The following is a 12929-nucleotide window of genomic DNA, read 5'->3' on the forward strand; positions in this document are numbered from 1 at the left end:
TCCATAGATGAAACTATTACTCGTTGAAGACAATCAGGAGCAGGCTGACTTTTTGCGTCAGAGCTTTAGCCAAAGCGGTCATCAGATAGACGTTGTCGAGAATGGCAAACTGGGCCTGATCAGTGTCATGCAGTCTGACTACGACGTCATCATCACCGACCGTATGATGCCGGAAGTTGATGGCTTACAAATGGTGAAAGCGATTCGCTCCAGTGGTAAAGAGACACCTATCCTAATCCTCAGCGCTTTGGACAGTGTCGAAGAACGCGTCAACGGGCTGCGCAACGGCTGCGACGATTATTTGGTCAAGCCGTTCGCCTTTTCAGAGCTACTGGCTAGGGTTGAGCTACTTGCCTTAAGAGCGAATAGCAACTCTGACAAAACCGATAGCCAGGTTTTAGTGATTGACGATTTGGAGTTGGATCTGTTGTCCCGTCAGGCCAAGCGCGGCGACACTGTGATTAGCTTTAACAATCGCGAATTTCAGATCCTCCAGTACCTGATGAACAATGCAGGAAGAGTCATCACCAGAACCATGTTGCTGGAAAAAGTCTGGAGCTTCAGTTTTGACCCGCAAACCAATGTCATAGATGTTCATATCAGCCGTCTGAGAAAGAAAATCGACCTTGATGGCCACACACCTCTACTCCACACCGTGCGCGGCGCGGGCTACATTCTTCAGGTAAAAAACGATGTTCCTGACTGATCCATTTAAGAAATTTCTCTCATTTTATGGCGTTCTGGTGATGGCCGGAATTCTGATCATCTTGTTTGCCAAAAAAGAGCTCAGCAACTGGGTGCTGGATGTAGGTGCCTACCCTTTACTGGAGTCAGAAGCCAGAATGGTCGAAGACCTATGGTATGACGACGGGCAGTCTATCGTGCTCAAAGAACTGGTTCGGCAAGAGAGCAACCCCCTGTTTTATTATCAGCTTGGTCCAGTAGTCAGTAATGAGCAACTCAGCAACACACTCGGTGAAGAGTTGATCCCTGAAGGTTGGGATGTAGCTAAAGGTGAAGCCTCTCTGCTCGATGATCTCGGTATGCTGCCAGATGATGAAGACGCCGACGCGCTCTCATTATCGGATGTCCGTTTTAGTATCACTTTCAGTGGTTTAGACGATGCTGAAGCCGAAAGGAAAATGATCGAACTGCTGCAAAGCGACCCTGAAATTGAGCAGCCAGAACTCGCTCATCCGATCAACAATGACACGACAATCATGTTACTGCTGCCTAACCAGTCCCAGTGGCAAGTCATGTATATCTCGCTGAATTTGGACTACTTCGACTCCTTTACCAACACGATCAATTTGCTGCTGATGAGCATAGGGGCCGTCCTGATTGTGGGTTATCTGATCACCATGCTGATGTTGCGTAACATCAAAGCGCGCCTTACCGACATCAATACCACCAGCCACAAAATTCAGCAGACCAACAGTCTCAATCAGCGGATTGAAATCAATCAGCTCAGTGGGCCATTAGCAGAAACCAGCCAACAGATTAACCTGATGCTGGATAGCATTGAAGAGCAGGTCAACACCACTCGTGAGCAGGCCAATAACATTGCCCATGATTTACGCACTCCGATTACAGCGGTGTACAACAAAGTGCAAAGGTTAGCGGCTGAAAGCCCTCAGTTGGTTGATTTGGAAGTCACACTAGGAAAACTGGTCCACACCTTTAATACGCTGCTGCGAATCAACCGTCTTGAACGAGGTAGCGAAACACTCGACCTTCAGACCAATCACCTCAGTACCGTCATCAACAGTGTTCACGAGCTGTATGAACCGGTCATGGAAGAAAAACAACTCAACCTGACGCTAAACCTAGGGCATGATTTACAAGTCATGGCTAACGATGAGCTGCTGTTTCAGGTGTTGTGTAACCTGATCGATAACGCCGCCAAATTCTCCCCAACAGGAGGAGCGATTGAAATCAACACTAATGCCGACAATGATCACATCGTACTGACCATTGCCGATCAGGGTGGCGGCGTGGAAACGCAAAGCTTAACTAAGCTCGGTCAGAAGTTCTTCAGACAGGAAGCCAGCCGCTCAACAGAAGGCAATGGATTAGGGCTAAGTTTCGTCACCAGTGCCGTAGAAAAGATGTCCGGCGAAGTTAAGTTCAGTAACACGACTCTCAACCACCAGAGGGGGCTGAGGGTGGAGGTTAGGTTGAAGAAATCTTAGTCAGAGATAAAAGGGAGCTTCAAACAGCTCCCTTTTCTATTACGCCCAGAACGTAATGGCGATAAAGGTAAGTGCGACAATACACGCGATATTGAGGATCAGGCCGACGCGCATCATTTCACTTTGCTGAACATGCCCGGAGCCAAACACAATGGCATTAGGCGGGGTGGCAACGGGCAACATAAAGGCACAAGATGCCGCCACGGCGATCAATACAGACAACACCACTGGCGATAATCCAAATGCTTCTGCCACGCTGGCAAATACAGGGATAAGCAGCGCTGCACTGGCGGTGTTACTGGCAAACTCCGTTAGGAAGACCACAAATACAGCGATCACCGCAACGATGAAGAAGATGCCTAGGTGTGAAATCAACTCACTCAAGCCGTTGGCTAAGAAAACGCTGGTACCGGTTGCTTTAAGCACGTTGCTCAGACAGATACCACCACCAAACAACAGTAATACGCCCCAGTCAGCCGTCTTCTCGATGTCTTTCCAGTGCACCACGCGGGCAAAGTTAACCGCGACAATCGCACCCAAAGCGACAACTGTATCGAACTTAGCATACCCGCCAATCAACGCATTGATTGGCTTACTGAAAATCCACAGGCAAACCGTTACAGCAAAAATACCCAAGGTGACAATTTTGCCTTTGTCCCAGTTTACTGGTTCATTGTTAAGTTCAAACTGACCTTTCAGGTCTGGCTTAAGCACCATAAACAGCACAGCGACAGCGATGGGCAGCAAGGTGATGGCAGTCGGCAGGCCAAAGCTCATCCAGTCTGTAAAGCTCAGACCTACTTCTGCTGCTGCAATGGCATTTGGTGGGCTACCAACGATGGTCGCGATACCACCGATACTGGCGCTGTAAGCGATCCCGAGCAGGACAAACACGTAAGTTTTGTGGCCACTTTCGGAGTTCACTTTGCTCAAGACACCCATCACTAACGGCAACATCATCGCAGTGGTCGCGGTATTACTGATCCACATTGACAGCGCTGCAGTCACACCAAACAGCATAAAGACCGCGACACTCATCTTTCCTTTAGCGATGAGCAACACTTTATCGGCTATGACTTTGTCTAGCCCCTGACGGTGCATCGCTGCAGCCAATGCAAAACCGCCAAGAAACAGAAAGATGATGGAATTAGCAAAATTGTTTAAGGCCGTTTGAGTATCAAACACACCAAACAAAACGGCCATAACAGGCACCAAAATAGCGGTAACGGTTACGTGCAGCGCTTCAGTGAGCCAGAGAATGGCGATAAACGTTAACATGCTCAGACCAAGAACGACCTGAGGTTCGAAGGGCAGTGTAAAGTAGAGGGTCGCGAATAAGGCGACATTGGCGAGAACAATCAGGCTGTTGCGGTTTAACAGCCACTCCCGAGTGTTTGTGGGCAATGGAACACTATCATTTCTATTCATTATTATATTTCCTCATGAGGGCCAGATGGCAATGCAAATGGTCCCACATAAGCTCATGAGGAAATATTTTTCATTTCGAAATTGTTAACCATATCAAAAACGTGGTTAACTCTGTTAACACAATGAAATAACTGGAGTTTTATTTATAACCAATTTGTCTATTACGCAATCAACTCATCAAAACTTTGCATGACTTGAGGGCATTTCATTACTCGCCCATGGCCTTGTCCCTGAGTCGCGACCAAGGTGACATTTTCCATATCCTGTGCCGCTTTCTGCGATACAGAGAACTTAGCAAATTTATCCCCTTCGTCATGCACTATGATGGTTTTCGACTGGCGTAATTTCAGTTTGTTGTATGGGTCAATCGACTGAATCGGGTAGCGGTATTGCTCCTCCACTTCAGAGACTACCGCACTAAACAAACGCATTGAGTAGCCTGAGCGAGCGACGCTGCCAAACAGGTTATCAAGGTAATCCAATACTGGCGCGATAAGCAGTAACGGCTTGTCGACCAGTTTCTGATGGTGGCACTCAATCGCTGAAGCAGTTCCCATACTGTGGCCCACTAAACCTGCCACTTCATCAACGCTATCAAGAATTGCCTCCAAACCGTGCACAAACGCCGGAATATGTCCGTATAATCCGCCACTTTCACCATGTCCTGGATGATCATACGCCAGTGCGGTATAGCCCTGTGAAGCGATATGCTCCATCAATGGGAAGAACTGGCTCGCTGTACCAGACCAACCATGAGTGAGCACCCAAACCGGGCCTTGACCGAGTTGATAAGTCTTAAGTGGCCCTTCTTGAGATTGAACTTCGCCCATGACTAAGCCTTCCGGTTGAGCATTCTTTGGCTTAGTTCTCGCTGGCGTCAGCAGCAATTTGCGAGCCGTCTGCTTTGCGTGACTCGGTGCCAGCGTGTGATGCAAGCGTGTCGTCAGGTTAACTAAGCTCTTCTTAACACTGAACTTGTTCGAGGTATTAAAATAAATCTTCTCACTCATGGTCGTTATCCTTTTCGGGTTCGCCTCACTAAAAAGCGAACGACCGTGCTATTTTTAGTTAATTTATTGGCCGAGCCCAGTTCACGTTCAGACTAGTGGCTCAGCCAGCTAATGCTTACTTCCAGCTTGTCATCATGCGTTCAACGCCTTGCCAGAAATGTTGGTAACTCTCGTGCTCTCCGTGAATCGAATAGAACAAGTGAGCACTTAAATACAAACCATACAACTCAAACGTGGCCTGCTTCGGGTCAAGATCTTGGCGAAACTCACCATTTTCTACCCCTTTTGCGACCTGAATTCTCAAGTACTCGACCCAAGTCGCGATGGTTTTTTTCAACGCTTGTTGCGTTGGGTTCGCTTCTGGATTGGTCTCTTTCCATGCATCCAAAAACATGCAGCTGCCCTGAAACGAATGATTCCAACCAAGCCAATTATCCAGCAGGGTACGAATCTTCTGCTCCTGACGAAGGGCACTTTGCTCTCTCGCTGGCGCAATCACTCGTTGGGTAAAAATCAGGTTCGCATGCTCCAAAACCGCGATCTGTAAGTTATCTTTGGAGTTAAAATGGGCAAACAAACCACTTTTCGACATACCGCATTGCTTGGCTAATTCACCGATCGTGAGGCTTTCCAGCCCATTCTCGCTCGCCAATTCAAACGCCTTACTCAGGATATTGTCTCGGGTTACTTTACCTTTGCTCATCATGCTCTCACTTATTCACTCTTGTTATTTTTAGCACGTTCGTACTTTTTTGCAATCTATAAATGTCTCGGTAGTCAGGAATCCAGCCGATAAATGTAATAATTGTAAGGCCTCGACCCGACTCGCAGAATTGGCTCAATATCCAAGGAAACGCCCGAGGAGTTTGACCTGACACCGCTTATCGGCATCCTAAAACTGTTAGCGTAAGTGCAAATTATTCCTTATCCATGTTGCGATGAAAAAAGATAAAATTCACAGCATTGAGCTGGGTCGCATTATCGCTATTTTTGCGATTCTCGCGATGCACTGTCAGATGTTCCTCACCTATTGGCAATATCAAGGCACACCTTGGTTTGGCTACATTTTTAACCAGACGACGCGCTTCGCTGTGCCGCTGTTTTTCCTCATAGCCGGTTACCTGATTCAACCTAAGCTCAGTATCGCACCAATGGAAACACTCAAGCGCTACATAACACCATTATTTAGAATTTTTGTGGTCTGGAGTGTGATATGCCTGCTGATGCCATTCAACTTCGGTGTTTTATTCGAGCATGGCTACCTAGCTGAAAGACAAGGCTATTGGCACTTTCTGGCACAAAATCCGATAAACTCGCTGATGGAAGGAGGCTTGGTGCACTTGTGGTTCTTGCCTGCCTTAATGCTAGCGGCAACTCTGTGTGCGTTCTTCATTCATAAAGACATGCTCGGCTGGATGCTTCCTGTCGCCGCTTTGCTCTACTTATACGGCACGCTAGCAGGCAGCTACCAACTTGTTACTGAGATGTGGGCGCCCTTCTTTACTCGTAACGGCCCATTTTTCAGTACATTGTTGTTTACTGTAGGTTTACTCATTCGCCAGCAAAACCTTTCTGTCACCGCCAGACAAGCCTTGCTCATCGCACTTTCGGGTATGGTGATTCATTTTGGTGAAGCTTACTGGCTATCAGGATTAGGCCATACGTTTAACGAGAACGACTACCTGTTCGGCACTCTACTCTGGAGCCTAGGCTGCTTTCTCTGGCTACTCGCCAAACCAGAACTAGGCAAAGGTTGGGCAATAACATCGCTGTCAAAATATGTGCTGGCAATTTACGTATCGCATCTTCCAATGATTATTTTGATGATGAATATCACCGGGATGGCAGGCATGACTGGGGCAAGCAAAGATGCGGCAGTGTTGATCGGGACTGTTTTCTTAACCCTAACTTTCGTCACCACAATGAGCAAAACACCTCTCAGGCGCTGGCTATTCCGCTAGCCATGCACTGAGTTGGCCTTGTTTTTTCAATCTACAAATGCCTCAATTAAAAAAGAAAAGCTTCAGAATCATCGATTCTGAAGCTCAGTTTTAGGTTAACTCTTTTTCTGGACTCCACGTTAAGCACATCAATTGAAGTGAGTCTTTAAACTGTTGAGTATGCTTACGACGGAGCTTTAGGACATGTCGCTATGTATTACCACCGCAGTAAATACCAATACCTGTTGGGATGCAGATTGGGGAGCTCGGTGCACTACTAACTGCACATCCAGACAGAAACAAAACATAAAATGTAAGAATCACTCTCGCCAAGGAAAACCTCATTCTATTTAGATACGTTTTGTAATTAGTTAATGCAGATTCAATAAAGTTCCATGATGCTAAGCTACTTAGATGCATCCATGGAAATATATAAAAAGTCTCTTATTTAGGTCACACCTAGTTGAAGATCGGCTTAATCAGGGTTTTCTGGCCAAATCTCGCGCCAGAATCAAAGTCAGGCCAAAGACTTGCAAAAACAAACCGATGTTTTTGTACCAAGCGATTTTCTCATTCAAAGCCGCCATGACTTCGGTAATGGTAAGATTTTTCAGATAATAATCATCAATCTGATTGCGATAACCCTGCTGAGCCTGATTAATCTGCATCATTAATGGACTTAGATTTTCACGGCTGATCGGCGGAACACTTCCACCTAGCCAAGCACTAAGTTGGCCTTGAAGCGCGGTTTGTAGCGCATCATCGATCTTATCGTCTCCGACCTGACTCAAGTGCAGCAAAATAGCTTCGCGCTTACGCTCCAACGTTTCGACACTGCTCCAGGCGAGCTGAATCGAATAGATATTTTCGTCTTTCTGCTCTGCCAGAGTCGCGATCTGCGCACTCAACCTATCCAACACCACACTCGACATGACAATCGCAAGAATATTGAGGACTAGGCCAACCAGTACCAGAGACCAAGCGGGCGGAACTTTGAAAGGCATTACCATAATTTTCCAAAAGGCAGATACACGAGGTTAAGGACAATAAGCACCGCCATAACCAGAAAGGTCAACTTCATACCAGTAATTCGACCTTTGAGCTTCTCAGCCAATACCGCCTTAGCATGCATGAGTCGGCCAATGACAAATACAGCCCCAGCCAGATGGATCATCCAAGGGCTGGCACCGTTAAATTCAACCATCGCCATTAAGAACAAAGTGATTGGGATATAGTCCATCGCATTGCCCTGTGCACTGCGAGCAACCTGAAGGGCATTCACTCCACCATCTGCATAGGCAACTTTGGCACTGCGACGCTGTTTGATTACCTGTATCGACAGCCATATCATCAATGCGGCTAATATCGACGCGTAAAGCGCTGTAATCATAAGTATTTCTCCTTGTTACTCTGATTATTGTAGAGAATAATTTCAGAAGTTATGGAGAAAATCCATTAAAAAGCCCCACTTATGAGTGGGGCAAACAAACTCGAGTCTGGATTATTAACAGCAATTAGTGCCGCAACCTGAGTTGGCAATGCAATCTTCACCTTTACCTAGGAAAGTCTGATCAGACAGGTAAAAGCCGGTAAATGCTTCTTCAAAGTTTTCTGCGACGGTTTTTTCCACCAAACCAGACTCCAGAATCTTGTTCTGCCATGCCTGAACTTTTGGTAAACCTTCCAACATGTCAAAACAGGTACGAGACTTGATAATGTGCGCTCGATGCAACAGCGGCAGCCAAGCCATATCCACATTACTCATCTGCTCGCCTTTAAAGAATGGCCCAGCTAACTGCTTCTCAGCCTTGGCAAACGCTTTTGCCAGCTTCTCGACACGTTCCGTCAAGGTCGCTTCATCTGCGCTGCGCATTGTGCTGCACTGAACCAAATAGTGTTTTGACGCTAGATAGCTCCATGCACGATCCAATGCACGCTGCTCGTTTGTAACCCCTTGTTCAAGCGGGCCGAATTCATCTTCGATGTACTCAATAATCGCATCCGATTCAAACAGCGCCGTACCGTTTTCCGCTACCATGACCGGAACCTGACCATTAGGTGAGATATCAAGGAACCATTGCGGCTTGTTTTTCAGATCAATGTACTCAATCTCGTACGGGATCTTTTTCGCTTCCAGCGCAGCAGTCACACGTTGAACAAACGGACAAATTTTGAAGCTAACTACTTTAATCATCTTGTACACTCTCTTGTATCTTAAGAATCGATGCTTTTGCATCACTTACACCCTTAAGACGAGGCTAAGAAAAGGAAGACGATAAAAAGGCGAAATTATTTTAGAAAAGTCCAGCCAATAGGTTTAGCAACGACCACAACTATCTGATTTCTCGTCACAATCGATCACATTGCCGTGCTTGTCTAAAGAAAGAGAACAGCAGCCTTCGAACAATTTACGCAGCTCTGTTCGGCCTTTCTGTACGCGAGATTTCAGTGTGGAGTAGCTCACACCGGCCTTCTCAGCCAGCTCTTTCTGACTTGCACCTTGCAGTTCCACCGCGTCCAATAGTTCCGATTGATCGGCAGGTAACGCCTGAATGAAAGGCTTGATGCATTTCATCATGTCCTGCTCGATGGATTTTTCTTGCTCTTCAAACCACAAATCATTGGCTTCCAATTCACCGTCACGTTGCTGGCGGGCTCGCTTGCGGTAAAAATCAATGATGGTTCGGTTGGCGAGCTGAAACAGCCAGGATTTGACACTCTCAGCGTCTTTGACTGTGTTCAGGTTCTGATAGGTTTTGATCAGAATCTCCTGCTGAAGATCATCGACATCATCGGGGTTACTGACTTTGGAATGAAGAAAGGATTTAACCGCTTGCTGATACTGAGTCCAGACATCTTCAAGTTTTAAGGTGGGGTTAGCAACGTTCATCAGCACAACACTCATCTTGTAAGAAACCAATCACTCCTTCAAGGCACTCATACTCTGCAACACAATAAAGTGTGCGGCCTTCGCGACGCTGGCTGATTAAATTTGCCGATGCCAAACTGGAGATATGGTGAGACAACGTCGAACCGGGAATATTCAGCTGTTCCTGAATCGCACCAACGGCGATACCCTGAAACCCAGCTTTTACAACACTTTTATAGATGGAAAGACGCGTTGGGTGGCCTAGCTCTTTCAACGCTTTTGCGACAACTTCAAGTTCCATCAGTCACTCCTACATAAAACATTATTTCCAAGATAATCGAAATATATGTATTTTGCAATGTACTCAACAGAACATCCTAATATGGGCATGCTATTTTTCAGCAGTGACTCATTAAGAGTAGCCACCTAATCCTCGATTCCTGTTTTTTCGAAAACAAATCCTGAAGTGAATTTCACATTTAGCCAACCCGTTTTTGATATAGTCACAAGATAACGTGCTAATTAAGGGATAAAACATGAGAGTATCATTGATTGTAACGGCCATTGCTCTGCTGATTGGCGGCTGTTCCAACACATGGCAAGGGGTTAAAGATGATTCATCAAAAGTGTGGGGCGACACAAAACAAGCCATTCACGAAGCCACAGCAGAAGAGTAAAACCACGTCCTTTCTCAAAGCCAGAGGCTCAGCGTATCTGGCTTTTCCTTATCTCCCCCAACACTTGGGCTATTAACCGACAACCTCATTGTTAGGTTTAGAAGCCTCCAATTTAACTATCTGGTTTGACCATATTTTAGTCAGTTCATTCTCCTCCCCTCTGTCTATATGATGAGTTTGATCGGCTCAGATATTGAACTAACGCTTTGCGATATTTATCCAAACAAGTGCTTTGAGGAGAAATGAACGTGTCAAACTTTCTGTTTGTAGGTGACTTGCGATTGCAATTTAATTTTTGCGAATACCCCCACCGTATCAAGCTGACGGAAGGTGATTTCTATATGGATTTCAATTGCCTCCAACGCAAAACTACTAATATCCCTATAACTTTCCGTTTAAGTAAGTGCTACGAGCTTTCAGCTAGGGATGATGAAGATTACCTACACAACATGATTAAAGAGTGGCGACGCAATACACTAGCCTTATACAGAGGCTTTCCCGGTTGTCACTTTTGCTGGCCAGACTTACTCATGGGGGAATTAAAATCAGAAGGCACTAACGACTACCCAGAGTTCACCATGAGTGACACTGGCAAAGGCACAACTTGCTGGCTACCTGCCGCTGAGAAAAACATTGCCCAAGGTGTCTCTATTCAATGTTGTGATCAGTTCACACTAGGTCTTGCCATGCAGGAGGATGTCGCCATTCCAATTGGCTTCACGGTCAGAATTCCAGTCGGGAAAACTCAAGGTCAACGTATATGCTGGCTAAACAGTGGCGAAATATTAGTGCGTGGCCCGTTGATGAGCGGTCAGTACAACATGGACTCCATCACTTGGATGAAAAATGGTGGCCCTTCATTCACTAGTTGGCCTGCTCAGTTTCCAAATCTATTCTTACCGCCGCAAAGACCTTTTCAACCTGCGCACAAGCCGCAGATTGAAGACTGGTGGAAAACATGTAAAAGATGGATGGACGAGGTGCCCAGGAGCTTGAAAATATAAGGGGCGACCAGCGCCGGAGACAGGCTTCCGGCGTGACACTATTTGTTCGATGTCCATGAATAGTATTTATGTAGCTATTTAGGAATAAACAACACCGATTAAGTGTAGAAATGATCGTATCTGCCGGATTCTTGTGAACCCGCCACCAGAACGAGAAGAAACATCAGCTATTCATTAAATGTCCCACTGATTAGCTATGCACTCCAAGTGGAATATTCCAAAAGAAATAACCACGATCGCCAGTAGGAATAATTATTTCTGGATATTTCCTCTTTAAGTGAATAAAAATCCTGATTTTCTCAACTCTTCCTGCCAAATTGTATTTTGATTTTTATCACAATTGCCAGCTAACTATTCGCCTACTATCTCGTCACTCTCATCCAACACATAAACCCTACCAAAGATACACAGATATCTACGGACAACAGAGAAGGATAAACATCGACATGAGTGGCGGTATCATTAAAGTCTCCAGAAACACCGAACGCGCGCCGATCTGCGAGCTATCTTCGCAAACAGTGGCGTTTTCTCATTACAACAATATTTCGGCCCAATTACCTGTCAGCCCAGAAACAGGAGAGATAATTGTTGGAGATATCAAACAACAGGCGAAACAATGCCTAGAGAACATCAAAGCGATTGTTGAAAGCATCGATCACACGCTTGAGGACGTCGTAAAGATTAACGTTTTCCTTAGAAATATAAATGACTTAGACGCGGTCGATGAGGTCTACGCTGGCTACTTCCATCAACATCTACCTACACGTACCGCACTCGCCGTTGAAGACTTGCCGCTAAGTGATGCGTTAATTCAAATGGATGCCCTGATCTCAAATGGCGAAGGTACGGCACCACAAGCCCCTTGCGACTTGATTAAATTGTCCAGAAATACTGACAAAGCCCCAAAGAGTGCGTTATCGACACAAACAGTGGCCTTTTCTCACTACAACAATTTGTCGGCGCAATTGCCGATAGACCCAGCCACTGGCAGCCTTATTCAAGGCGGAGTGAAAGAGCAGGCTAAGCAATGCTTAACGAGCATCAAAGCCGTGATGGAAAGCATTGATGTTCCCTATGATGACATCGTTAATGTTCGAATCTATCTGACCGATTTGGCAGATCTCGACGCCGTCAATGAGGTTTATACAACCTTCTTCCCTGACTCAGCCATCGCCCGCAGCGTCGCTTATGTGCCAGCTCGAACCATCGTTTCTGCAAAAGCTTTACCAATGAATGCCTTGGTTCAGATGGATGTTGTCGTTTCGCATGGTGACGGCACACCACCACAAGAAGTCGAAGACAGACACGGCATTGTCATTAGAGCCCACAATACTGACGGCGCTCCTTTCAATGCATTACACACTCACACCGTTGCGTTTTCTCACTACAACCACATCGCGGCTCAGTTACCCCTGAACCCCATGACTAATCAACTGGTAACTGGTGGCGTGAAAGAACAGACACAGCAATGCTTGAACAACATTAAAGTCATTATTGAAAGCATTGAACATGAGATGGATGACATTGTAAAAGTGAATATTCAACTGCGTAATATTGAAGACCTGCACATCGTAGACGAAATCTACGCGGCGTATTTTGAAGGAGATCTACCAGCAAGAACCGTCGTTGGAGTCTCTGATATTGCCATGAATGCACTGATACAAATCGACGTCGTTGTTTCAAACGGAGAAGGGACTCCTCCTAGAGGGTAACCGATAAGAACGACGCGTTTGAAAAGCCGACTAAACCAGTCGGCTTCTTATTTTAATGCAAAGACGGTACTTAGCGTCCATACTGAAATTGGTTCAA

14 protein-coding genes are annotated in these 12929 nt (G+C 46.0%); 6 read left to right on the forward strand and 8 right to left on the reverse strand.

Features of this window, described 5'->3' with window-relative positions; translation table 11 throughout:
• The first annotated feature begins 7 nt into the window (after positions 1 to 7).
• Together F0265_RS00860 and F0265_RS00865 are read left to right on the forward strand one after the other, a co-directional pair.
• Positions 8 to 706, forward strand: coding sequence for a response regulator transcription factor (locus F0265_RS00860; protein WP_064486910.1), 699 nt, complete (start codon positions 8 to 10; stop codon positions 704 to 706).
• Positions 693 to 2192 carry a HAMP domain-containing sensor histidine kinase gene (locus F0265_RS00865; RefSeq protein ID WP_171747384.1) on the forward strand — a complete coding sequence of 500 codons (1500 nt, stop codon included), beginning with the start codon at positions 693 to 695 and terminating at the stop codon, positions 2190 to 2192. Before F0265_RS00860 ends, F0265_RS00865 begins: the two co-directional genes overlap by 14 nt.
• 39 nt (positions 2193 to 2231) lie before the next feature.
• Here F0265_RS00865 and F0265_RS00870 read toward each other — a convergent pair whose 3' ends face one another.
• The 3 genes from F0265_RS00870 to F0265_RS00880 form a co-directional block, all read right to left on the reverse strand.
• On the reverse strand, positions 2232 to 3620 hold the full coding sequence (locus F0265_RS00870; RefSeq protein WP_171747385.1) for a DASS family sodium-coupled anion symporter: 1389 nt from the start codon (positions 3618 to 3620) through the stop codon (positions 2232 to 2234).
• Between the two features lie 161 nt (positions 3621 to 3781).
• Positions 3782 to 4630 (reverse strand): alpha/beta hydrolase, encoded by an 849-nt coding sequence (locus tag F0265_RS00875; protein WP_171747386.1) that lies wholly within the window; start codon positions 4628 to 4630, stop codon positions 3782 to 3784.
• Positions 4631 to 4745: 115 nt separating this feature from the next.
• On the reverse strand, positions 4746 to 5333 hold the full coding sequence (locus F0265_RS00880; RefSeq protein WP_171747777.1) for a TetR/AcrR family transcriptional regulator: 588 nt from the start codon (positions 5331 to 5333) through the stop codon (positions 4746 to 4748).
• Between the two features lie 235 nt (positions 5334 to 5568).
• On the opposite strand from F0265_RS00880, the gene F0265_RS00885 reads away from it, so the two are divergent.
• On the forward strand, positions 5569 to 6591 hold the full coding sequence (locus tag F0265_RS00885) for an acyltransferase family protein (protein ID WP_171747387.1): 1023 nt from the start codon (positions 5569 to 5571) through the stop codon (positions 6589 to 6591).
• A 458-nt stretch (positions 6592 to 7049) separates the two neighbouring features.
• On the opposite strand, the gene F0265_RS00890 is transcribed toward F0265_RS00885, so the two are convergent.
• From F0265_RS00890 to F0265_RS00910, 5 genes are all read right to left on the reverse strand, one after another.
• Positions 7050 to 7574 (reverse strand): DNA mismatch repair protein, encoded by a 525-nt coding sequence (locus F0265_RS00890; protein ID WP_171747388.1) that lies wholly within the window; start codon positions 7572 to 7574, stop codon positions 7050 to 7052.
• Entirely contained in the window at positions 7574 to 7960 is a 387-nt protein-coding gene (locus F0265_RS00895) for an MAPEG family protein (RefSeq protein WP_171747389.1), read from the reverse strand. Before F0265_RS00895 ends, F0265_RS00890 begins: the two co-directional genes overlap by 1 nt.
• A 114-nt stretch (positions 7961 to 8074) precedes the next feature.
• Positions 8075 to 8764, reverse strand: coding sequence for a glutathione S-transferase family protein (locus F0265_RS00900; protein WP_171747390.1), 690 nt, complete (start codon positions 8762 to 8764; stop codon positions 8075 to 8077).
• Positions 8765 to 8887: 123 nt separating this feature from the next.
• Positions 8888 to 9460: an RNA polymerase sigma factor SigZ gene (gene sigZ / locus F0265_RS00905; RefSeq protein ID WP_171747778.1), complete on the reverse strand. Its 573-nt coding sequence runs from the start codon at positions 9458 to 9460 to the stop codon at positions 8888 to 8890.
• Positions 9447 to 9740 (reverse strand): metalloregulator ArsR/SmtB family transcription factor, encoded by a 294-nt coding sequence (locus tag F0265_RS00910; RefSeq protein WP_019277332.1) that lies wholly within the window; start codon positions 9738 to 9740, stop codon positions 9447 to 9449. Before F0265_RS00910 ends, sigZ begins: the two co-directional genes overlap by 14 nt.
• Positions 9741 to 9975: 235 nt before the next feature.
• On the opposite strand from F0265_RS00910, the gene F0265_RS00915 reads away from it, so the two are divergent.
• The 3 genes from F0265_RS00915 (at position 9976) to F0265_RS00925 (ending at position 12832) form a co-directional block, all read left to right on the forward strand.
• Positions 9976 to 10116 carry a hypothetical protein gene (locus F0265_RS00915; protein ID WP_006960052.1) on the forward strand — a complete coding sequence of 47 codons (141 nt, stop codon included), beginning with the start codon at positions 9976 to 9978 and terminating at the stop codon, positions 10114 to 10116.
• A 530-nt stretch (positions 10117 to 10646) separates the two neighbouring features.
• The gene (locus F0265_RS00920) at positions 10647 to 11120 is read left to right on the forward strand and encodes a hypothetical protein (RefSeq protein ID WP_171747391.1); all 474 of its coding nucleotides are present in this window, start codon (positions 10647 to 10649) and stop codon (positions 11118 to 11120) included.
• Positions 11121 to 11566: 446 nt separating this feature from the next.
• Entirely contained in the window at positions 11567 to 12832 is a 1266-nt protein-coding gene (locus F0265_RS00925; protein ID WP_171747392.1) for a RidA family protein, read from the forward strand.
• Positions 12833 to 12929: the final 97 nt, after the last annotated feature.

This window comes from Vibrio sp. RE88, assembly GCF_013113835.1.
Classification (GTDB): domain Bacteria; phylum Pseudomonadota; class Gammaproteobacteria; order Enterobacterales; family Vibrionaceae; genus Vibrio.